Raw genomic sequence first — 23,566 nt, 5'->3', positions numbered from 1 at the left:
TAAAGTAAATCACAATGAAAAACAATCTCTTTATTCTGGGGGCTTTTCTATGTACAGCCTTGTTTGTAACGTCATGTACGGATGATAACAAAAATGATGATGATAACGATGGTAAAGCGTCGATCATCGTGGGTATTAATATGCAGCCACAGGCGGATATGGGATATATCGTACCGATACAGGATATGAATGTCGGAACGATGTCTTACACGAATGCGGTTGAAACCAAAATTACTCCTTATTTGATGTCTTATAATGATTGGGTGTTCTACGTGCCGGGGACTTCGGAGGGAACGATTATAAAATATTCCCGACAAGATAATGGGACCTTGAAACTGGAAGGACGTTTGGAAGTGGCAACGGCTGCTCCCATGTGTGCTTCTATTGCTTTCGTTTCGACTACGAAAGCTTATGCATCCGCTCCGAACGATAACAAGATCATTATATTTAATCCAACAACCATGGTAAAAACAGGGGAAATTAATGTTGCCAAGCCTGAGTATGGGCTTGACGGAAGTAGTACTCCGAACCCGCTGGGACTGATCTTGCGGGATGGGAAACTCTATGTCGGGTGTGGTGAATTTGACCAGATGCCTATTTGTAAAAGTGGTGCGCATATTTTGATCATTGATGAGGCAACCGATACGCCGGAAAAGATTATTCATGACACGAGACTTTCCGCGGCATCTATTTTTGATTGCGGTATGTTTATTGATGAAAAAGGGGATCTTTACGTGACTTGTTGGGGATCTTATGGTTATGTCCCGGATCAGAAATTCGGATTGTTACGAATTAAAAAAGGAGCGACGGAATTTGATCCGGAGTACTGTTTTAATATGAGTGACATGAACGTGGAAGGAGTTCAAGGGGGTAAATTGCAATATTCTATTTCTAACTTTTATGCCGGGAATGGAGAATTGTACGTTTTAGCTTATTGTCCGGCATTTGCTAGTGCCAGTCCTGATTACATCAACGAGAAGACAAATTACTGTTTGAAAGCTGATTTATATAATTGTACGATGAAAGCCTTGAATCTTCCTCGCACGAATGGATATAGTTGTGCAATAAATAAATACGGGGACGACATTCTTTTTGGTTTGGCAACGGAACAAAATGGAACGGGAATTTTCACCTATAATCGCAAAACTGATCAATGTAGTTCTGCTCCGATCGTGAAAACGCAGGGAACCCTTATGGATATTCTCGTGTTTGAATAATAATCTGTATTTTTCAATAGCTCGGGGCTTTCCACTTTTCATAAACTGGAAAGCCCTCTTGCTTAGCCGATCTTTTTATTTTGCCCGGTATTTGTTGTCCCGGAGAATAGTCAACACTTTTTCTTTTACTTCCCCTTGGATGATAATTTCTCCATCCTTCACGGAGCCGCCCACGCCACATTTGTTTTTTAGTAGCTTGGCCAGTTCTTTCAGATCCTCTTCCGTACCCACGAAACCTTGTACGAGGGTGACAGTTTTGCCCTTGCGTTGTTTGGAATCGAGAGTCACCCGCAGGTTTTGTTTTTCTGGGGCTAGGGTTTCCTGCTCTTCTTCTTGATTGTATTCGTATTGGTAATTCGGATTCGTGGAGTAAACCACGTTAATCCGCTCTTTTTTATCGTTTTTATTGCCCATGATGTCTGTATAATTTGTTTTCGGGAACAAAAATAGCAATATTACTCGGATTGTCACGAAATGGCGTGAGTTTTCCGATATGACAGATTGTAGGAAGTTACTTTACTTTGTGTGTTCGGTTTGGGGCGAGTTAAGCGGGAGATAAGGAACGATAAGCGAATGACAGACGTTCCCCCTTCGTTTCATTGTCGTTTGAGGACTGGCTTTGTAATATCGGGGAAGTATGCGTGAATTTCTGGTGGCGTTTGATCTTTTGATTACTTCTAATTAATCTTGTCATTAATCGAAATAAAAATTGTTTTTTCCAAGGGGTTCGTTATCTTTGCGGCTTGAAATCGAAAACGATAGCGGGGTTGAAATAAGTAGAATAGATTAACCTATAGACTATGAATAAAATTTTAAGTAAGACTTATTTTTCAGAAAAAGTTGTAAAGCTGGAAGTTGAGGCACCATTGATAGCAAAGGCCCGTAAACCGGGTAATTTCGTGATTGTACGCGTGGGAGAGAAGGGCGAGCGGATGCCGTTGACCATTGCTGATGCTAATTTGGAAAGAGGAAGTATTACACTGGTGGTACAAGTGATGGGAGTGTCTTCCCGGAAATTGTGCGCTTTGGAAGTGGGGGATTATATCACGGATTTGGTAGGTCCTCTCGGAAAACCGACTCATATCGAGAAGGTCGGAACCGTGTTGGCTTGCGGTGGTGGTGTTGGCGTGGCTCCTCTACTGCCCATAGTGCGAGCTTTCAAGGAGGCAGGAAACAGGGTGGTTTCAGTAATTGCCGGACGTAATAAGGATCTGGTGATTCTGGAAGATGAAATACGGGCTTCTTCGGATGAAGTGATTATCATGACGGATGACGGGAGCTATGGAAAAAAAGGTCTGATCACGGAAGGTATGGAAGAGGTGATCAAACGTGAGAAAGTAGATTTGGCCGTGACCATCGGACCGGCAATCATGATGAAATTCTGCGAGAGACTGACTCGTAAATATGATATCCCGACAGTGGCCAGTTTGAACGCGTTGATGGTGGACGGAACCGGAATGTGTGGAGCTTGCCGGGTAACCGTGGGGGGAAAGACCCGCTTTACTTGCGTTGATGGACCGGAGTTCGATGCACACCTGATTGATTTTGACGAGATCTTGTCCCGGTTAGGTGGATTCAAGGATGCCGAGGTGGCCAAATTGCATGATGTCGAGGTAAAGCAAGAGGAATCCGAACATACTCATGGCGTGAGCGACCGGAACGAACCTTGGCGTCAGGAATTGCGTCAGAAGGTGGCTGGGAAGGAACGTACTTCTATTGAACGTGTTCACATGCCCGAAACCGCACCGGAAGAACGTATCAAGAGTCAGCGTATAGAAGTGAATCAAGGCCTGACGGCCGATATGGCTATGCGGGAGGCTACCCGTTGTATGGATTGCGTGACCCCGACTTGTATGGAAGGTTGTCCCGTGGGTATTGATATTCCCGGATTCGTGAAAAACATTGAGAGAGGCGAGTTTTTGCAGGCCGCTGCCGTGCTGAAACGCACGAGTGCTTTACCCGCAGTTTGCGGTCGGGTTTGTCCTCAAGAAAAACAATGTGAATCCAAGTGTTTTTATTTACAGAAATTGAAGAAACCGTCGGTTGCTATCGGTTATCTGGAACGTTTTGCATCGGATTTCGAGAGAGAATCCGGGCATATTACCGTGCCGGAAGTTGCCCATGCCAATGGAATTAAAGTTGCCGTTATCGGTTCCGGACCTTCCGGGTTATCGTGTGCAGGAGACTTGGCAAAATTGGGTTACGATGTAACCGTGTTCGAGGCGTTGCACGAGATCGGCGGTGTGTTGAAATACGGTATTCCTGAATTCCGTTTGCCGAATAGTGTGGTAGACGTGGAGATTGATAATCTGAAGAAGATCGGTGTGAAATTCGTTACCAACTTTATCGTGGGAATGACGGATTCCGTGGAAGATTTGAAGGCGGAAGGTTTCAAGGCTTTCTACGTGGCTTCAGGAGCCGGACTTCCCCGGTTTATGAATATTCCCGGAGAAAACTATAATGGTATCCTTTCTTCCAACGAGTACTTGACTCGGGTAAATCTGATGGGTGCCGATAGTGAAGATTCCGATACCCCGGTATATCGCGGAAAGAACGTGGTAGTCGTGGGTGGTGGTAACACGGCAATGGACTCCGTGCGTACGGCAAAACGTTTGGGTGCGGAACGTGCCATGATCGTTTATCGTCGGAGCGAGGAGGAAATGCCTGCCCGTCTGGAAGAGGTGAAACATGCCAAGGAAGAGGGATGCGAGTTTATCACGTTGACTAATCCGGTGGAATATATTGCCGACGAACGGGGACGTGTGAAACAGGTACGGGTGCAGAAGATGGCTTTGGGTGAACCGGATGCTAGTGGACGCCGTAGTCCCGTGCCGGTGGAAGGCTCCGAGTACACGATTGATGCAGACGTGGTGGTTGTAGCCGTGGGGGTTTCTCCTAACCCGATTGTTCCGAACTCCGTGAAAGGATTGGAAATTTCACGTAAAGGTACGATCGTGGTGAATGACGAAACGATGCAGTCTAATTTGTCAGAGTTCTTTGCAGGGGGGGATATTGTGAGAGGTGGAGCAACGGTAATTTTGGCTATGGGTGACGGTCGTCGGGCTGCCAAACATATAGATGAGATGTTCAAAGCGAACTAGAATAGAATTTATTGTTACCTATAAAAGAACAGCCTCATGGTGAATGGGGCTGTTCTTTTTTGTATAGAAAAAAAGAGAGCGAGTATGTTTGAAATACCCGCTCTCCTTTTTCATATCGTTTGAAATCAACAGATTTCGTCCAGTTTATCTGCCATAGCGTAGGCGATATTGCGGCACGTTTCGAAATCTTCATCTTTCGGGCAACCGCAAGCCTCGCAAGAAGGAGCAACCACTTCCCATTTGATTTTTTCAGCGAATTGGTTGAAACGGGGCATTGCACCGCCAGCCCATGCTTTTCCGCCAAAGAAGGCCACCACGTGGTTCTTCACGCCCATGTGTTCCAATTCGAACAATAGGGTTTCCATGGTCGGGAAGGCGTTACCGTTGTAAGCACAACTTCCGAGGATAACTCCTTTATAACGGAAAATGTCGTTGATGATGTATGACGGGTGAGTTTTGGATGCATCGTGAATACGGATTTTCTTGATTCCTTTTTCAGCCAAGAAACGAGCGATTATATCAGCCATTTTTTCCGTGTTCCCGTACATGGAACTGAACACGATCACAACACCCTTGTCCGTGTCGTACTTGCTCCACTTGTCATATTTAGCCACGATGTCGGCAATGTGCGAACGACGGATCGGCCCGTGGGTAGCGCATACCATTTTGATCGGAAGACCTCCGAGTTTTTTCAGTGCAGTTTGAGCCGGTTGACCGTATTTTCCAACAATATTGGAATAGTAGCGACTGATTTCCTCTTCCAAGTAATCCAGGTCAACCTCGTCATCAAAGATGCCACCGTCAAGTGTTCCGAACGCTCCGAAGATGTCACCACTGAACAGGATACCTTCGGTTGATTCGAAAGTAACCATCGTTTCCGGCCAGTGCAGCATCGGTGCCATGTAGAAATTCAATTTATGTTTTCCAAGGTCGAGAGAATCGCCTTCTTTCACTTCCATCAAGTTTTCACAAACCCCGTAGAAGTTTTTCAGCATGGGGAAAGTCTTGGCGTTACCGATGATTTTCACGTCCGGGTAGTGGCATAATAAAGCTTTGATGGCTCCGGTGTGATCGGGTTCCATGTGATTAATCACGAGATAATCCACTTTCCGCCCGTTCAGTAACTGTTCGATGTTCTCCACGTAGTCATCCATTTTGCTTCTTTCGATCGTGTCGATGACTACCACTTTTTCGTCCACGATGATGTAAGAATTATAAGCAACACCTTTGGGAAGAGGCCAGTAATTTTCGAAGATATGCGTTCTTCTGTCATTGACTCCAATCCAGTAAATGTCTTTCTTAATTTCTCTCGCTAGATTCATATTGATTATAATTTTATGTATTTCTTTTTCGCTCTCGCGAAATTATGAAAAAAAGGCCGTTAATCGGATGGATTAACGGCCTTTTTTTATAGTTTTTCTCGAACTCCTTATAGAGTGGATTTATTTGATTCCAAGTTTTTTGCGGATATCCTTCGGGATGGCATTCTTGTGAACGATGATGTTCATGGTTTTGTATTTCATGAAAGGTTCAGATGCGTAGAAGTATCCACCGAATTTGTTATACTTGTTCCAAGAGTTTTTCACGATATAGTAAACCGTACCGTTTTGGTCTTTTGCCTTACCGATCACGTGCATACCGTGGTCATCGGTGGTCAGGTAGTTGTCGAACTCTTGTTGTCTCATTTCTTGCGTAATCTCTTTTTCAGGAGCTGGACCTTGTCTGAAGGCATCCGGAGTTTGGTTTCCTTTAGGCATAGCTTCCCATTTAGCGATTTCGGCACCGCTCATTTCTTTCGTGTCAGTTGTCGGAACCACGGCAACTCCGGGTTGTGAGGTTTGAAAACCTCTTTCGCTCACGTCAGAAGCCCAAGCAAAAGTGTAACCGTTGTCGATAGCGTTGCTCATGACTTGTGCCAGTTCATCTATCGGTAAGTTGTAGGACATTCCCCATAACCAGTTGTCCGGTACTTCGATAGCAAATTGAGAATAGAACGGGTGGTGAGTAAATGAGGTCAAGCTCACGTAATCATCCATGTTCAAGCCAACAACTTCGTCAGCGAAAGTTCTCGGGGTATATTCTTTACCTTTGTATTCGAATTTTTCGGGTTCTTCTCCAAGATAAGCATCCAGAATACCGTCGAAGCCTTTTTTCCATGCAGTACTTAATTTTTTGTTTGAGTTTTTGATAACGGCATTGATATAACCGGCCAACACGTCGTCGATTTCTCCGAAAGCGTGGTTTGGTTCACCGTAGTTCAATCCCATGTAAACGTCCATCGGAACGATACCGTAGTTTTTGATCACGTGCATCACGTCGCAGAAAGCTCCACCAACAGCAAAGTTCATGCTACCATGCAGGCGAACAAATTTGGTCGCTTTGTCGCTGTAAGCGTGTCTTACAATATACATGGCTGAAAGATCAATAGGCTCTTTGCCCATACGAATCATTTCTGATTCGAAGAACGAGATTCCGGACCATGACCAGCAGGTACCTGCACGAGCTTGATCCTTTACAGAAGTTGCCGGTAATCTCTTAATATCAGTGAATTGGTAACCTTTCGGTTGGTCCTTTTGAACATCTTGAGCATTAGCTAAGAAAGACAGCCCAAAGATGAGAGCGAACATTAAAGATGTAATTTTTCTCATTTTTTTGAAACTTCGATTTATAGATTAATATAATTGCTATCGTGTTTTTGTTTACCGCCAAAGATACTATTTTATTGGCAATGTCATGAAAGTGACACGAGTATTAAGAAAATTTTAAGAACTTCTTTTACTCGATGACTTCCCGTTCAACTTTTCCCCACAAGTTGATTTTGGAGAAAAATTTATATTTTCGGTTACAAACCCAAAGGAAAATGATCCCGCACACGAGCATGACCACGGTATCCATGTGTGAGGCCGTTGGCGCCATATCCTTGAACAGGGCATGTGTTTGCAGGGCCGAGGCGTCGTGTGTCACCACGAGGGAGGAAATGACGTTGTTGGCTAGGTGTAATCCCAGGGCCAATTCCAGCCCGTCGTCCCAGATGGCTACCAGTCCAAGGAGTAATCCCATCAGAATGTATTGCGGCATAGCTACCCAGAAACCGAAACGATCCACTTCTGGGTTAGATCCGTGGAGTAATCCGAAGGCAAAACCGGTAAGTAATAGGGCTACCCATCTGTATTTGAAAAGTAGGATACTGCCTTGCATCAGATATCCCCGGAAAATAAATTCCTCGAATGCCACTTGGAAGGGAATGAAAATCAGGATAACGATGCACATCATGATGAAATTGAATGGTTGGAATTGGAACACGAGGTTAGACGTGTCTCCGAATCCGTATTGCGCACCCAGTAGGACGATGGTCAAGAGGCCCCATATAGCGGCACCGAAAAATACCCGTTTCACGTCAAAACGATTTCGGCCCGTGAGTATATCCGTCGGTTTCTTGTGATGGAAATATTTCACGCATAACAGAAGTGCGATGACGCCTCCGGCGAACGTGAATAGCATGAGTGCCAGGCCCAGGTTCGTGTTCGTGACAGCCAGAATGTTATTCGTTCCCCCGCTTAGTATTTCGGGATTCATGATGATACTGTAAATTGCTAACGGGATGGACGCTACTTGTACCGCGGCAAACACGATGATTAGCGTGAGAATGTAAAAATACCATTTGTTGTTACCTCTGTATGACTTTTCTAAAAACATGACCTTATTAATTTTAAATTTTAGATTTTAGATTTTAAATTTCCACCCACGAAATCACCCTTCTAGATTTACTACATTCAACTTTTATCTTTTAGTTTTTATCTTTTAACTTCAATCTTTCCAACTACCCCCCTCTAACTTCCCCTTACACAGGGGGAAGACACGCTACATTATAACATTGAAACGTTTTCTTGCGTTCGTTTCTCCCCCTATGTAAGGGGGAGCCAAAGGGGGTAGTTTTTTCCATTCTAAATTTTAAATTTTTCATTTTAAATTTTTAAAACTCCACGGTTTTAAGAATGTGTTCCAAGCTGTACTCGTCGGGGATAAGTACTTGACGGGCTTTACTACCCTCGAATGGTCCCACGATGCCTGCCGCTTCCAGTTGGTCGATGATTCTTCCAGCCCGGTTGTAGCCGATGGAGAAACGTCGCTGGATAGAGGAGGTTGAACCCTGTTGGGTGTTCACTACCAAACGGGCGGCCTCTTCGAATAACGGGTCTTTTACCCCGAGATCGATGTCACCACTCACCCCGTTTTCCGTGTCGGAAACATATTCGGGGAGTGCGTAGGCTTCCGGGTAACCCTGTTGATCCGCGATGAATTTCGTGATGGCATCTACTTCCGGGGTATCGACGAAGGCACATTGTACACGTACCATCTCGCTATCCTTGGAAATCAACATATCCCCGCGGCCGATCAACTGGTTGGCTCCCGGTGAGTCCAGAATAGTGCGGGAGTCGATCATGGAGGCCACCTTGAAGGCTATTCGTGCCGGGAAGTTGGCTTTGATGACCCCGGTGATGATGTTCGTGGAAGGTCGTTGCGTGGCAATGATCATGTGAATCCCGACGGCACGGGCCAGCTGGGCGATACGGGCAATCGGTTGTTCCACCTCTTTACCCGCGGTCATGATCAAGTCGGCAAACTCGTCTACCACTACTACTATATAAGGTAGATAACGGTGACCGTTGTTCGGGTTCAGTTGCCGTTTCACGAACTTCTCGTTATATTCTTTGATGTTTCTCACGTGAGCTTGTTTCAACAGATCGTAGCGGCTGTCCATCTCGATGCAGAGAGAGTTGAGTGTGGCCACGACCTTGTCGTTATCGGTAATAATGGCTTCTTCTGCATCCGGTAACTTCGCCAAGAAATGTTTTTCGATGACGGAGTAGATGCTTAACTCCACCTTTTTAGGGTCCACCATCACGAATTTCAATTGTGACGGGTGTTTTTTATACAAGAGCGATGTGATAATGGCATTCAAGCCCACGGATTTACCTTGTCCCGTGGCTCCGGCTACCAACAAGTGGGGCATTTTTGCCAGATCGAACGTGTAAGGTTCATTCGAGATGGTTCGTCCCAGTGCTACCGGAAGGGCATATTTGGATTCTTGGAATTTCTTGGATGCGATGATTCCCCGCATGGAAACGACTTCCGGATTCTGGTTCGGTACTTCAATACCGATGGTTCCGGCTCCGGGGATCGGGGCAATGATTCGTATGCCTAAGGCTGACAAGCTTAACGCGATGTCATCTTCGAGGTTTTTGATTTTCGAGATTTTTATACCGGGAGCGGGGACAATTTCGTATAACGTGACAGTTGGCCCGATGGTCGCTTTGATCTTGGTGATCTCTATTTTATAATGGCGCAATGTCTCGATAATCGTGTTTTTATTCTCTTCGAGTTCTTCCGCTGTTACTTTTTGCGAACCGGAAGAGTGTTCTTCCAGTAATTCCAGCGGGGGATATTGATAATTCGATAAATCGAGAGTCGGGTCGTACTCCGTGTCCGGCATCAAGTTTTTGGTTAATTGCTCTTCCAGCTTGTCAGCCATAACGGTCAATTCAATATCGTCATTGGTGAGCGGGGGAGTATCTTCTCTGTGTTCATCTTGATTTTCGGGGTTCTTGTCCACGGATAAATCGAAGTGATGTTCTGTCGTGAATTCCTCTTCCGGATCATGCAATTCCAGTTTTTCTGATTCATCCGGATCGGTCGTGTCAAACTCATGACGGGGGAAAAGTTCATCTTCAACAGGCGGGACCGTTTCGATATCCAATTTCTCTTTTTCTTCAGTATCTATGTCCTCTTCTTTTTCTTGCAGGTCTTCCGGCTCTTCTGTTTTTGCCATTTCTTCTCGTTTCCGGGCAAGAGCGGCTTCTCGTGCCAAGGCCCTTTCTTCCTTGAGTTGAACCCGACGAGCGAAGTAATTCTTGATCATGGTCACGCATTTGTTGAAAGCGTTTTCGAAGCCAAAGAAAAGAATGGCTGCAAACGAAACAATCAACAGGAAGAATGAGCCAATCTCTCCGATAAATGAGTTAAGCCAAAAACACACGAAATAACCGTGAGCCCCGCCCGGGAATACGTATCCTGTGGGTAAGAACGTGAAAATATATCCCAATAACAAGGAGCACCAGATGATTAGGACAAAGCTAATGATGATCTTTTTCCCGAATTTCTTGATATTCCGTCCGGCAATACGTAGCCCGATGATAAATAGCAAGTAGCAGAATATGAATGACGAAACTCCGAACCACCGGTTTATGAGCAAATCGGAAAGAAACGCTCCTAGTTTGCGTCCCGGGTTTCCGACGACAATATCCGGGTTGGTCATTAATTCCCGGGTCTCTTTATCGATCAGACTCTGGTCCATGCCACCGGTGAAAAAGAAACCGACGAGGGACACCAGCAGGTAAATGGAAAATAGCATAAAAATCAGCCCAACAACTACACGTGTCCGGGGATCCTTCAGAAAATTAAAGGAATAGGGGGTACGTGTTTTACCACTCTTTTTATTGTTTATACGTGTTATCATGTAAATTGAAATTATCGAAATCGCAGGTACAAATATACAAAATGTAAAATTTAGAATTTAGGATTTGGAATGAAAAGATTTTGGCACGCTTCAAAACATAGTTAAGGTATATTAATTAAGAATTTCTTAATAGTCAGTTGGCAAGGATATTGCTAATATTGTAATATACAAACAAAATGTGGATACTTTACGTTTAATCTATAAAGGAGATAAAGATATGACAATGAGAAAATCATTTTTAAATTTAGGACTGGGGGTTGTTGGCGGTTGCCTTGCTTTCGTGGCGATAGATGCCATTCGAGGGGAAAGTGCTGCACCGGTTTCACAATTGGAAATTGCATCTCCCGCGGCGGTTCGTCCTGTTTCACTCGCGTCTAACACGGCTCTTCCTGTTGGGGGAGCGGGTAGCGTGGATTTGAGGGAGGCTGCCAAAAAGACAGTTCCGGCTGTTGTTCATGTCAAAACAGTACAAATGGGACGGGAATATATAGGTAACCCACTATTGGAGTTTTTTTACGGTTATGCCCCGCGTACACGGGAAACCCCGCAAAGAATGGGTATTGGGTCGGGTGTAATTGTCTCTGAGGACGGGTATATTATCACGAATAATCACGTGATCGACAAGAGCGACAAGATTACGGTGACCTTAGATAACAAGACGGAATACGAGGCCAAGGTAATCGGAACAGATCCTAGCACGGATATTGCGTTATTAAAAGTAGAAGCAAACGGACTTCCTTATCTGGAGTATGCGAATTCGGATGACGTGGAGTTGGGAGAGTGGGTTTTGGCCGTGGGTAACCCGTATAATTTAACCTCAACGGTTACAGCGGGAATTATCAGTGCCAAAGCGAGAGAGTTGGGAATAAACCGGAGTCAGATGAGTCTGGAATCATTCTTACAGACAGATGCTGCCGTGAACCCCGGTAACAGTGGGGGTGCGTTGGTGAATGCCAAGGGAGAATTGATTGGGATCAATACGGCAATTGAATCCCCGACAGGCTCTTACTCGGGTTACTCGTTTGCCGTGCCTTCGAATATTGCTCGTAAAGTTGTCGGGGATTTGAAGGAGTTCGGTACGGTTCAGAGAGCGATGATGGGAATATCCATGTGGAGAGACGAGTTGACGCCTGCCGTGGCGAAAGAACTGGGAACGGATGAAGTGAGCGGAATATATGTATATGACGTGATACCTAACGGGGCGGCAGCTAAAGCCGGAATAAAGAAAGGAGATGTAATCAAACGTATTAATGGTATCGAGATAAAGACAAGACCGGAATTCCAGGGCCAATTGGCTAAATATCACCCGGGAGCGACTATTTCCGTGACCGTGAGTCGTGGAGGAAAATTAAAAGATTTGGATGTGGTACTCCAGAATACGTATGGTGATGTTGCCTTGGTAGATAAGAATTATACCGGAATACTAGGAGCCACGGTGGAGCCGTTGAGTCGGGAGGACCGTTATCGCTATCGCTTGAACGGGGGAGTGAAAATTATAGATATAAAGAATGGCCCCTTTAAAGCGATTGGTTTGGATGAAGGATATATTATCGTGAAAATTAATAACACGGTGATTTATGATAAAGACGATTTGGTACGGGCGCTGAAAGCGGCAGAAAATGAGGGTGTTCTTGTGACAACTATCTCGCCGCGAGGACGTGTCGAGTACTACGCTTTATCTTTACAGAATTAAAAAACGTTAATATTGGAAAGGTGTCGATTTTAACATATTGGTTTATGGATAAATTGTTCTACCTTTGCGACATATTTGGGGGAGAATATTAGAAGATTATGAGACAGCTAAAGATAACAAAATCTATAACGAACAGAGAGAGTGCTTCTCTTGACAAGTACTTGCAAGAGATTGGTAAGGAGGATTTGATTACGGTTGAAGAGGAAGTTGAGCTTGCCCAACGAATCCGGAAAGGAGATCAACGGGCTTTGGAGAAACTGACTCGGGCAAACCTTCGTTTCGTGGTATCTGTTGCAAAACAATACCAGAATCAGGGGTTAAGCCTTCCGGACCTTATCAACGAGGGGAATTTGGGTTTGATTAAAGCGGCAGAGAAGTTTGATGAAACGAGGGGATTCAAATTTATTTCCTATGCCGTATGGTGGATTCGCCAATCTATCCTGCAAGCATTGGCAGAACAATCGCGTATCGTGCGTTTGCCCTTGAATCAAGTTGGATCTTTGAATAAAATCAATAAAGCATTTTCTCGTTTCGAGCAGGAACATGAACGTCGCCCGTCACCGGAAGAGTTGGCAGAGACATTGGATTTACCGGCTGAAAAAGTTGCCGATACTTTGAGAGTGTCCGGCCGTCATATTTCCGTGGATGCACCTTTCGTTGAGGGGGAGGACAACAGCTTGCTCGATGTATTGGTAAACGATGATTCTCCTGTCGCGGACAAGACGTTAATTAACGAGTCCTTGTCAACGGAAGTCGAGAGGGCATTGGCCACGTTGACTGAAAGAGAGCGCGATATTATTCGTTTGTTTTTCGGCATCAATTGTCAAGAGATGACATTGGAAGAAATCGGTGAGAAGTTCGGGTTAACCCGCGAACGTGTTCGCCAAATCAAGGAAAAGGCTATTCGCCGTCTGCGACACTCTTCCAGAAGTAAGCTACTAAAAACTTATCTAGGATAAATAAAAAGCGCCAACTGGCGCTTTTTTTTATGTTTTTATTGACCTGTTATTGACATCGTTTTCGTTAATAGGTCAAGAGTATTGACAGTTTCACTTTACGTTATAAATCTAATGCACATAGAGAGGTCGTCTAACAAGTCTTATCCAGTGTTAAAACTACCCCCTCAGCTCCCCCCATACGCAGGGGAAGAGTTGATTACCAAGCGGTTTCTCCCCCTGTGTAAGGGGGAGTTAGTGGGGGTAGTTTTTCAAAATTGACTTTTGGACAATCCTTCCTAAAATCAGCTTCTTCCCGTTTTACGCGGTTGTTATTTTCACGTGTTGGGAGGGAGAGGCCAGGTAACCGTTTTCTGAAGTGGCGAAAAGATAGACGTTACAATTTTCCACCGTCCAGATTTCGGGTAATTCGATCGAGGTTACCCCCGATTCTCCCCGCGCTCTTAATGATACGATCCCGCTGAGATTTGTCTTGGTTTCGAGGATGGATGCGTAGAGAAGATCCTTCGGGTCACTGTTCAGCAACGAGTTCGACTGTGTTTCTTGTTGGAACGTGAGCATCCTGCCGTCGGCGTTGTACGTTACCGTGACTTCGAAGAAACAGGGCAGTTTGCCGCCCGATACCTGTAGCTTTTCGAGGTCAATCGTGGCTTCGTAGTTTTCATCCACTTCCACGAAGTTTTTGTTTGCTCTCATGAACTCGTTCGACGAGGAACGCCCCTTCGCTTTTTCTGGGAAACCGGTTCGAGTCGTTTCGATTAGTACCCGTGCTAATTGTACGAGCATCGTGAAGGTTGCTCGATGACGAAGTTGTTTTGGGGTTTTCGCGTTTTTTACGTGTGCGACTTTCGCCCGGGCGAATGTTTTACCGTGCATGATGTAATACGTTACATTTCCCACGGATTTTCTCAATTTTTCAGCCATTGGCGCTTGATATTCAGCCATAACTTTTAGGTTTTAAGTGATTATTAATTTGAAAGGATCCTTTCTTATATAATATAGGAAATGGTTTTAATACCCCGGTTGTAAAAGTTAAATAATGTTAGATACATTGATTCGCTAGCATCGTGTAGATAGGTGTATTTGTAATATGCTGTTTGCTCGTTGTTTGGCTAGGGTTTCTCCGTACTTTCTCCGTGCTTTCTCCGTGTCACTTGCGAGTGACGCTAGAAAAATATTTGTTTGAGAAAGGGGGTATTTTTGTCCAAAACTATATTTTAAGATAGAGAGAGGGTAGCATGACGAGAGGGAATTCAAATATTTCATGAATAAAAAAAAGAGAATTATGGCAAAAGTGGGAAATTGTTTAGGAGGTTTTTCCGGAAAAATCGGGAATGTAGTTTATTATTATTGTAACGGGAATTTGTACGCACGGCGTCGACCGTATAGGAAGATGTTGGTGAGGAGCAAGAACCAGCAATTATGGCAGAATCGTTTCAGTGCCTGTATTTCGTTCTATCGTTCATTGAATGGAGTTTGTTTGAAACCGATTTGGGAAAAGTTAGGTAAGTTGATGAGCGTGAATGGGCTAAATGCTTTTATCGCTTCGAATATCCAGGCTTTTAACGGGGAGATGGGCATTAGTAATTACGAGGAGATTCATTTTAGTAAAGGAGTTTTGAAGGTGCCTATGGGTTTCGAGATTAGGGAAAGAAAGGGAAACAAGTTGAAAGTGTGTTGGGATACGGGATGGCAGACTTCGCTTGATGCCGGTACGGATCGGCTTTGTGCAGGGGTGATTTATGATGACGAGCCTTTGCGTCCGTTGTTGGCAGAAAATGTGACGGGAATCCGGTCGGAAGGGATGGGAATGATCGAATTGAGGGAAGGAATTACGAAATGTTATCACCTGTATTGTTATTTCATGTCAAGGGATGGACGGTGTTATTCCGGCGACAAGTATTTCCGGGGATAAGGGAAAGGCGGTTTGCGGCGTGTTGACGAAAAGGGGGCGAGGGAACGTCACATGTTCCCTTGCTTGTAGCGAATACTTTGAAGGTTTATAGGCCGAATGTTTGGGTGATATTGTTTCTAAATAAAGGACACCGTCGAAAGGCATCCGGGATGAATGAAATGTTGTTTTTTTATGACTTAATGTGTAGTAAGGTTAAATTATTCTTGTTATCGTTCATCTCTAGATTTGTTGAGTGGTGTCTAAGAATTGGGAGGATATAGAATGAAGTGCCCCCTAAAAGTTTTGTGTCTAACTTTTAGGGGCACTTCATTTGTGTCATGCTATACGGAGGTTCAGAGATTTGTTTGAGGGCGTAACCCGAATCCGTGGTGATTTCTCTATATAATACAGACGTGTGTGCCAGGGGCAAATAGCCTTGTATTCTATTGTTGGTTCGTTTATTACCGGATCGTTTTGCGAGATTTCGAAGTTAAAAGAATCGTCCTGTAAGACCACGTTAATAACACTTCCAAAACTTCTGACTCCAACTTTCAAGGTTTTCATACCTAAATACGAAAATATGAGCGTGTCTCCAGGTATGGCGTAGATCGTGTAATGACCGTCGAAATCGGTTGTGGTGCCGATGTTGGTACCCTGAATTACCACGGTTGCCCCGATGATCGGATTTCGGGCCCAGTCAGTTACGGTTCCCGTGATCCCGAATTGTGCGAATGCTTGGCTTAGCGGACTGAATCCCAGTAATAAAATGAAGAGTACGAGTACTCGTTTTGATAATAATTTAGATTTCATAGTTGTAGAGTTTTAATTAAACATGACTGTTACTTGGAACAGCTTGATTTTAAATAAAAGACACCACTCGAACCGAGTGAGGATGAATGAAATGTGAATATTTTAACTGGGTTAAATGTTTGTGCCTATGTAAAATACGCTTTCATGGCTGATCAAGCTCGTAATCATTCGAATTGAAATATTCTCTCAATTTGCGGATCGCTGAATATTTGAGTGTTTTGATCGTGTTCACGGAAACACCCATGACTTTTGCGATTTCCTTGTTCTCGTACCCTGACAGGATGAGGCGCATGATACGAGCGCTTTGTACGGGTAGCAGATCGATGGCGTGTATCAAAATTTGATTGATCTCTTCTTCGATCAACATATTAAGTACTTTTGGATGTTCAAATTCCTCTACCTCAAGATGGTTGTAACGTTGTTTCTCTCTTTGTGAGCCTCGCAGGTAATTTAAGGCTTCATTTTTAATCATGGTATATAGGAAGTTATCCGTGGATTTAATGTTTTCATAGTTTGCCCGGTTTTTCCAAAATTTGATAATGACTTCTTGAGTGATGTCTTGTGCGATGTCGGGAGAACCGATAAAGCGTAGGGCGACAGCACACATGGATGAGTAGTGTTTTCGAATGAAAATTTCTAGCTGTTGATCTTCTCTCATAATTTGTAACACTTATATGGACGGTATGGTTCGTGTGGAGTTTACGTCATGAGGTATCGTTGAAACGATGGGAGCATGTTGATTGAAATATCCTTTTTTATTTCTTATTGGATGTGGGTTATGAAGTAAGATTTGTCTTGATAATACAATTTGGATAAAAATTCGGTGTGAACAAAGTGTTACAAGGTTAGTAACGGTGTTTTTCTTAAACGGATGATAGAAAATAACGCTTTGGGGCCTATTCTCAGACAATCTGTAATAAGTGTTAAATATAGAAAGTGTTATCATACACAATATAGGATATTTGTTTGACACGGTATATTGTTATAGACACCGCCCGAAATCTTGAGGGATGAATGAAATCCCGTTTTTTTATTAATAATGATTTTATCAGTTCAAGTATTTTTTGAAGGTTTTCGATTTCGTCCCGTGTGGCTATATTTTTGATGAGAGTTGATATAAAATGCAGAAAAAAGTATAATCCGGTTCATCCCGTTGTTCAACTAGTGGTGTCTATATACCAAATGCAAGATGATATATGGTGATGAAGAGAGAACAAATACTAGCAAGGGTTATTATTCGTGTACGCTTGGGAATGGCTACTGAAGAGGAGCGGGAGCTTTTGGGAAAGTGGTTGGATGAAGAGGTAGCTAATCGAAGGTTGTATAGAAATATTATTAGAGGAAGAAGTATTGCCGGAAGGTTAAGATTGGAAGATGAAATTAACCAGACCACTGATTTTCAGAAGGTGTACGAGGAAGTGGCTCGACGTTTAGCCGTGCATCGTTCTCGTCGGTACTCGTTGAGACGGATTGTTGTGGTTAGCGGGGCAATTGCCTCATGTCTCGTGGGGATTTTCGTGGCTTTACATCCTTTGATAAAAGTGGAGGTACACGAATCGATAAGTGTGCAGGGGGAACTGAAAGAGATGAAGATCGTGAAGGAGAAAGTGATGCTCGTACTGGGAAATGGGGAGCGTATCGGGTTGGTGAAACAGGTCCCCGATAGTTTGAAACTGGAACAGGCAACTTTGATTGGTACGAAAGGAGGTTTACACTATGAGGCAAATACGGATTCAGTACCGGAGCGGGAAGAATTCCACCGAATAGAAACAGCCGTGGGGGGAGATTTTTTTGTCGTGTTGAGTGACGGTACACGGGTGTGGTTGAATTCCACGTCTGAATTTGTTTATCCGGTACAGTTTATTGGTGATCGCCGGGTTGTACAGTTAAAAGGAGAGGCATATTTTGAGGTGAAGCATGATCCTGCCCGGCCATTTATTGTACAGGTTCGGGATGTTGAAACCCGGGTGTTGGGGACGGCTTTCAATGTTAGTGCTTACGAAAACGAGGAGTCGGTTTACACGACCTTGCTGACAGGGAAAGTACAGGTCAGTTTAACGGATCAGAGGTCCGACATCCCGTCAATGGTGTTGAGACCGGGTATGCAATCTTGTTGGAAAAAGGAAACGGGAGAATTTTCAGTGCGGAAAGTGGACACGAAAAATGTGGTAGCTTGGCGTTACGGGGAATTCGTGTTTGATGAGGACGATATTGAAGTGGTGACCCGGATGTTGTCCCGTTGGTACGAGGTTCGTTTCGTGTATGACGGGAAAAGAAAGGGGCGGCACACGTTTAGCGGGAAGATGAGTAAGGATGAGAAGTTGGAATCTATTTTAAAAATATTGACTCTGGCGGGAGGGCCGGAATTTAGGGTGGAAGATGGAATTGTACATATTATAGAGAAAAGGTGAAAAAGAAATGCCGGAAATGTTTCGGAGGCATTTCCGGCTTGGGACCTTGTTGATAACAAGGCACTTGTTTAATTAAAACAGAACAAAGTTATGAAAAAAAACTGCAAAGCAAAAGTGTTTTGTGGACTTTCGGTGATGCGTGGTGCGTTATGCGGATTGTTATTACTATCCTTAACCACGTTGTTTACTCACTCACCGGTCTACGGACAACAGAATGTGAAAAGAATTTCTTTAAAGCTTGAAACGACCAGTTTGCTTGAGGCGTTACGCGAGATCAACCGGTTGAGTGACAATGTGGTTGTATTTAAGAAAGAGGAGGTGGAGCGGGAAACCAAGCGAGTGACGGTTGACCTGAAAAACGTGACAGTTAAGGCTGCGGTTGAGGCTTGTGTGGAGGGAACCGGATTAACTTGTGTGGACTTTGAGGGAAAGGTAGTCGTGACTCCTCGGCAGCAACCGACTTCGATCACGGTTACGGGAACCGTGCGGGATGTGAACGGTGAAGTTCTACCGGGGACAACGGTAATCGTGAAGGGGGATTCTCTGTTCTTGGGGACGAGTACAGGAGCTGATGGTGCATATCGGTTGACGATGCCGACAAGCGTGACGACGTTGGTATTTTCTTTCGTGGGTTATAAACCGAAGGAAGTGACTGTCGGTGGACGTACGAAGATCGACGTGGTGTTGGAAGAGGAGGTGAAAAGCGTGGACGAAGTGGTCGTGACGGGTATATTTACCCGTAAGGCAAGTAGTTACACGGGTGCGGTTGTCACGATGACAGCCAAGGATATTATGCGGGCCGGAAATCAAAATCTGTTTCAGAGTCTGAAGAATCTTGACCCGTCGTTATTTATTATGGATAACTTGGAGATGGGTTCGAACCCGAATGCGATTCCGGAAATGAAGATGCGGGGTATATCGAGTTTCCCGCTGGAAGAGACAGGTGTCCGCTTGAAGGGAAATTATAAAAATAGTCCGAATCAACCGTTGTTTATCCTTGACGGGTTCGAGGTGACGGCGGAGCGGGTAATGGATATGGATATGAACCGGATTGAGAGTGTAACCTTGTTAAAAGATGCTTCCGCGAAAGCCATCTACGGTTCTAAAGCAGCTAATGGGGTGGTGGTGATCACGACGAGGCGTTTGGCCGGTAACGAACAGCGGGTGACTTACACGGGAAGTGTGGATATACAGATGCCGGATTTGAGTAGTTACAATTTGTGTGATGCAGAGGAAAAGTTGGAAGCGGAACGTATTGACGGGATTTATGATGATGCTAATTTTCTGTTATACACGCAAAAGCAGATGTTGTATCAGCAGCGGAAACAATTGGTTGCAGCAGGATTAGACACCTATTGGTTATCGAAACCTTTGCGTACGGGTGTGGGGCACAAGCACAACTTGAGCGTGGAATTGGGAGATGCCGAGACATTAAGAGCCGTGCTGGACGTGTCCTACAATCAAGTTATCGGTGTAATGAAGGGATCCGATAGACGGAATATTTCCGGTTCATTAGATCTGTCTTATCGGAGGAATGACTTGATTTTTAGCAATACAATGACTGTAAATAGTAATAAAAGTTATGACTCCCCTTATGGTGCTTTTAGTGATTATGCGAAGATGAATCCCTACTGGCGGGCAAAGGATCCCGAAACGGGACAGGTGGTACGTTGGGCTGAAGATCGGATTCCCAACCCGATGTATGATGCCGAGATCGGTACGTTAAAAAAGGAGTCTTACGTGGATTTTTTGAATAATTTTCAAGTGGAATGGAGAGCGTTGAATGGTTTGATCCTGAGAGCTCGTGTGATGTTGTCTTTTAAGCGGAATGATGGCGACGAGTTCTTACCGGCTGCGCATTCAAGTTTTGCTAATATTACGAAAGACTCTCCGGTGGAGGAACAATTACGAAAAGGATCTTATCGTTTGGATAATGGGAAAAGTAGTAACGTGTCCGGTGATTTACATGGGAATTATGCAACCACGATAGGTAAACATTCTATCTTGGCAATGGGTGGTTTTGGAATATCCGAATATTCATACGAGGCTTACGTGCATAAGGCCGAAGGGTTCCCCAATAGCCAGTCTGCAGATATTACATTTGCTCGTCAGTATGCCTTGGACAGTCGTCCGGAAGGATCGTCATCTTTGCGTCGGGAGATTAATTTCGTGTTGGGAGGTGGTTACAGCTATGACGACCGGTATTTTCTAGATTTTAACGTGCAGACCAGTGCTTCCTCGCTTTACGGAAACGATAATCGTTGGGCTACGGGGTGGTCCGTGGGAGTTGGATGGAACTTGCATAACGAGCATTTTTTCCCATGGAAGGATTTGGTTCGTCAATTTAAAGTTCGGGGTTCGATCGGATTAACCGGAAATCAGAATTTTGATACCAATGAAGCAGTGGCAACTTACCAGTATTACACGGATGCGAATTATTTGGGTATGACGGGATCCTATTTAGGGCGCTTGGCAAACCCCTCGTTGAAGTGGGAACAGAAAAAAGATTATAACGTGGGGGTTGATGCAACAATTCATAGGGCCACGTTACGTTTCGATCTTTACCGGGCCGATACGGAGAATATGTTGACGGATGTTTCTGTGCCGACAAGTACGGGATTTGCGACCGTGAAAGATAACTTGGGACTGGTACGGAATAGTGGAATTGAGGCTTATCTTTCTTATGGAGTGTTGCAACAGAACCGAACATTCTTGACCGTTTTCGGTTCATTGGTGACCACGAAGAACAAAATTATCCGGTTGTCGGAAAGTATGCGTGCATTCAACGAATTGCGGGATAAGATGGCTTCGGATAAAGCAAATAATCGTCCGGTGCTGAAATACGTGGACGGGGAGTCCATGGAGACTATCTGGGCTGTGCGCTCTGCCGGGATCGACCCGATGACAGGACAGGAACTTTATATTCGTCAGGATGGTTCACTGACCTACACGTATTACGAATCGGATTTATACCCGGTAGGTAATTCATTACCCAAATACAGGGGAACTTTCGGTTTCACTTTCGAGCATAAAGGATTTGGTGTCAGCACGACTTTCCGTTACCAAGCCGGGTATCAGTATTATAATAGGACATTGATAGACCGGGTGGAGAACGTGGACATGAATTATAATGTTGACAAACGGGCATTGTACGGTCGTTGGAAAGAACCGGGACAGGTAACTCCTTTTAAACGTTTGGGAACTTTCCGGTATGACGATGATCCCTTGTCACGTCAGGAGATGACAAGGGCAACTTCTCGTTTCGTGCAGGATGCGAAGGAATTGACTTGGGGATCGTTGAACGTGTATTATGATTTTCAGGCGGATATACTTAAATATCTTCGAATGAAACGATTGAGAGTGTCTTTCTATATGGAAGAGATCTCGAAAATCTCATCTATAAAGGCCGAGAGAGGGTTTGATTATCCTTTTGCCAGAACGATGTCGTTTTCGCTTATTGGAACATTTTAATTAGTTAGATATGAAGACAATAATAAAAAATATCGTGTTGTGTGTGATATTATGCACGATGGTGGCTTGTGATAGTTGGCTGGACACGACACCCCCTTCGCAAGTACCGGAAGAAGATCAGTTCGATGATGAATTTGGTTTCCGGCAGGCCCTGATCGGTTGTTATATCGGTATGGCGGATGTTGATTTATACGGGAAACAGCTCACGTGGTATTCTACGGAAATGCAAAGCGGGCAGTACACGATTCACTCGCAGGCTTACGTGTATGCAATGGGAACCTACCAGTACACGGCCCAGCGGGCATTGAGTATGCTTAACAGTGTTTGGCAGAAGGCGTATAACGTGATTGCCAACGTGAATAACGCGTTGAAATTTATAGATAAGCGTCAGGGGGTGTTGGATCCGGTTTCTTACCGGATGATTAAAGGCGAATTGTTAGCTATTCGTGCTATGTTGCATTTTGATATGATGCGCTTGTATGGGTACGGGAATTTGGCTGGTCGAACGGATAAATCAACGAAACCAACCGTGCCGTACGTGACGGATTATGACAAAGAGATGACTCCCCAGTTGTCGTATGATCAGACGATAGAATTGATTGTTAAGGATTTGACAGATGCTTTGGGATTATTGGATGATGAGCCTATCACGGGAAAACATCCTGCAGATTATTACGATGCGTTGAATGACGACGGGTTCTTCAGTGACCGTACTTTCCGGTTGAATTATTTCGCCGTGAAAGCTTTATTGGCAAGAGTATATATGTGGGAGGGAAGTGATGCATCCATCGCTTTGGCTCGTCAAGAAGCGTCGGATGTGATTCGTGAAGGCGAGCGTTTAGGACTCTACCAGTGGGTGACGACAGATTTGGTAAGTACAGACCCGATTCATTCCACGGAACATATTACTTCTTTAAATATTCCGGCATTCACGGATCGTTTGACGGATTATTATCTTTATAATTTCTTGGAAGGTACGGCGTATGAAGCTATCAAATTGAGTGAGGATAATTTGCTTAATATTTACCAAGAAACGGGAAGTGGGGAAAATGCCGATTACCGTCGGGAAAAGTTATTCTTCAGGAATTCCAACGGGTATTATACACCGTTAAAGTTAGCGCAGGATCGTTCATCGGGATATTTAAAACTAAACCGCATGCCTTTGATCCGTCTTCCGGAAATGTACTTGATCGTGGCCGAGAGTTATTTGCGAGGAGCAAATATTGATTTGACCGAGGCCGTGTCTTATTTGAAGACGTTGCGGGAGAATCGTTCGAACTATATTGATATTAGTGGCTATACACGAGACGAGTTATTAACATGCCTGATGAATGAATATCGGCGGGAGTTCTTGTGCGAGGGGGTGTCCTTCTTCTATTTCAAGCGTATTGGAGCAGCGGATATTCCCAACTCGACCATCGTGATGAGTGACGAAAAATATTTGTGGCCTTATCCCGCTATTGAACGGGAAATGGGACGTGTTCAATGATGATTAA

Annotated in this window: 17 protein-coding genes; 8 read left to right on the top strand and 9 right to left on the bottom strand. The window is 44.4% G+C overall.

Annotation, left to right across the window (positions count from 1 at the left end; all coding sequences use genetic code 11):
• The first annotated feature begins 14 nt into the window (after positions 1-14).
• Entirely contained in the window at positions 15-1,217 is a 1,203-nt protein-coding gene (locus I2I33_RS12735; RefSeq protein ID WP_087422321.1) for a YncE family protein, read from the top strand.
• Positions 1,218-1,292: 75 nt separating this feature from the next.
• On the opposite strand, the gene I2I33_RS12730 is transcribed toward I2I33_RS12735, so the two are convergent.
• Together I2I33_RS12730 and I2I33_RS12725 are read right to left on the bottom strand one after the other, a co-directional pair.
• Positions 1,293-1,631, bottom strand: coding sequence for a translation initiation factor (locus tag I2I33_RS12730; RefSeq protein ID WP_087422320.1), 339 nt, complete (start codon positions 1,629-1,631; stop codon positions 1,293-1,295).
• A 130-nt stretch (positions 1,632-1,761) separates the two neighbouring features.
• The gene (locus tag I2I33_RS12725) at positions 1,762-1,911 is read right to left on the bottom strand and encodes a hypothetical protein (RefSeq protein WP_162613858.1); all 150 of its coding nucleotides are present in this window, start codon (positions 1,909-1,911) and stop codon (positions 1,762-1,764) included.
• 106 nt (positions 1,912-2,017) lie between these two features.
• Between I2I33_RS12725 and I2I33_RS12720 the strand changes: the two genes are divergently transcribed.
• Complete coding sequence (locus I2I33_RS12720) at positions 2,018-4,318, top strand: bifunctional dihydroorotate dehydrogenase B NAD binding subunit/NADPH-dependent glutamate synthase (protein ID WP_087422319.1); 2,301 nt, start codon at positions 2,018-2,020, stop codon at positions 4,316-4,318.
• 125 nt (positions 4,319-4,443) lie between these two features.
• Here the strand turns inward: I2I33_RS12720 and I2I33_RS12715 are convergent, their stop codons facing one another.
• The 4 genes from I2I33_RS12715 to I2I33_RS12700 all read right to left on the bottom strand — a co-directional run bounded on the left by I2I33_RS12715 (position 4,444) and on the right by I2I33_RS12700 (position 10,835).
• The gene (locus I2I33_RS12715) at positions 4,444-5,640 is read right to left on the bottom strand and encodes an FprA family A-type flavoprotein (RefSeq protein WP_027203024.1); all 1,197 of its coding nucleotides are present in this window, start codon (positions 5,638-5,640) and stop codon (positions 4,444-4,446) included.
• Between the two features lie 120 nt (positions 5,641-5,760).
• Positions 5,761-6,966, bottom strand: a complete 1,206-nt coding sequence (locus I2I33_RS12710; protein WP_087422318.1) for an aminopeptidase C — start codon at positions 6,964-6,966, stop codon at positions 5,761-5,763.
• Positions 6,967-7,093: 127 nt separating this feature from the next.
• On the bottom strand, positions 7,094-8,014 hold the full coding sequence (locus I2I33_RS12705) for a CPBP family intramembrane glutamic endopeptidase (RefSeq protein WP_195666816.1): 921 nt from the start codon (positions 8,012-8,014) through the stop codon (positions 7,094-7,096).
• A 277-nt stretch (positions 8,015-8,291) separates the two neighbouring features.
• Positions 8,292-10,835, bottom strand: coding sequence for a DNA translocase FtsK (locus I2I33_RS12700; RefSeq protein ID WP_087422316.1), 2,544 nt, complete (start codon positions 10,833-10,835; stop codon positions 8,292-8,294).
• Positions 10,836-11,058: 223 nt separating this feature from the next.
• On the opposite strand from I2I33_RS12700, the gene I2I33_RS12695 reads away from it, so the two are divergent.
• Complete coding sequence (locus I2I33_RS12695; RefSeq protein ID WP_229128293.1) at positions 11,059-12,528, top strand: trypsin-like peptidase domain-containing protein; 1,470 nt, start codon at positions 11,059-11,061, stop codon at positions 12,526-12,528.
• Between the two features lie 98 nt (positions 12,529-12,626).
• Positions 12,627-13,487 carry an RNA polymerase sigma factor RpoD/SigA gene (locus I2I33_RS12690; RefSeq protein WP_026207779.1) on the top strand — a complete coding sequence of 287 codons (861 nt, stop codon included), beginning with the start codon at positions 12,627-12,629 and terminating at the stop codon, positions 13,485-13,487.
• 297 nt (positions 13,488-13,784) lie between these two features.
• On the opposite strand, the gene I2I33_RS12685 is transcribed toward I2I33_RS12690, so the two are convergent.
• Positions 13,785-14,429 carry a DUF6266 family protein gene (locus I2I33_RS12685; RefSeq protein ID WP_087422315.1) on the bottom strand — a complete coding sequence of 215 codons (645 nt, stop codon included), beginning with the start codon at positions 14,427-14,429 and terminating at the stop codon, positions 13,785-13,787.
• A 340-nt stretch (positions 14,430-14,769) separates the two neighbouring features.
• Between I2I33_RS12685 and I2I33_RS12680 the strand changes: the two genes are divergently transcribed.
• Positions 14,770-15,399, top strand: coding sequence for a hypothetical protein (locus tag I2I33_RS12680; RefSeq protein ID WP_087422314.1), 630 nt, complete (start codon positions 14,770-14,772; stop codon positions 15,397-15,399).
• A gap of 315 nt (positions 15,400-15,714) precedes the next feature.
• On the opposite strand, the gene I2I33_RS12675 is transcribed toward I2I33_RS12680, so the two are convergent.
• Together I2I33_RS12675 and I2I33_RS12670 are read right to left on the bottom strand one after the other, a co-directional pair.
• The gene (locus I2I33_RS12675; protein WP_087422313.1) at positions 15,715-16,188 is read right to left on the bottom strand and encodes a carboxypeptidase-like regulatory domain-containing protein; all 474 of its coding nucleotides are present in this window, start codon (positions 16,186-16,188) and stop codon (positions 15,715-15,717) included.
• A gap of 142 nt (positions 16,189-16,330) precedes the next feature.
• Positions 16,331-16,846 (bottom strand): RNA polymerase sigma factor, encoded by a 516-nt coding sequence (locus I2I33_RS12670; RefSeq protein ID WP_087422312.1) that lies wholly within the window; start codon positions 16,844-16,846, stop codon positions 16,331-16,333.
• A 538-nt stretch (positions 16,847-17,384) separates the two neighbouring features.
• Here I2I33_RS12670 and I2I33_RS12665 point away from each other — a divergent pair.
• The 3 genes from I2I33_RS12665 to I2I33_RS12655 all read left to right on the top strand — a co-directional run bounded on the left by I2I33_RS12665 (position 17,385) and on the right by I2I33_RS12655 (position 23,559).
• Positions 17,385-18,599 (top strand): FecR family protein, encoded by a 1,215-nt coding sequence (locus tag I2I33_RS12665; RefSeq protein WP_087422311.1) that lies wholly within the window; start codon positions 17,385-17,387, stop codon positions 18,597-18,599.
• A 90-nt stretch (positions 18,600-18,689) separates the two neighbouring features.
• Positions 18,690-22,070: a SusC/RagA family TonB-linked outer membrane protein gene (locus I2I33_RS12660; protein WP_229128292.1), complete on the top strand. Its 3,381-nt coding sequence runs from the start codon at positions 18,690-18,692 to the stop codon at positions 22,068-22,070.
• 10 nt (positions 22,071-22,080) lie between these two features.
• The gene (locus tag I2I33_RS12655; RefSeq protein WP_087422310.1) at positions 22,081-23,559 is read left to right on the top strand and encodes a RagB/SusD family nutrient uptake outer membrane protein; all 1,479 of its coding nucleotides are present in this window, start codon (positions 22,081-22,083) and stop codon (positions 23,557-23,559) included.
• Positions 23,560-23,566 lie beyond the last annotated feature (7 nt).

It is taken from the genome of Butyricimonas sp. BSD2780061689_150309_C8 (assembly GCF_015560935.1).
Taxonomy (GTDB): Bacteria; Bacteroidota; Bacteroidia; order Bacteroidales; family Marinifilaceae; genus Butyricimonas; species Butyricimonas paravirosa.
The sequence above is the reverse complement of the archived record's forward strand: the minus strand, read 5'-3'. Positions and strand labels throughout refer to the sequence as shown.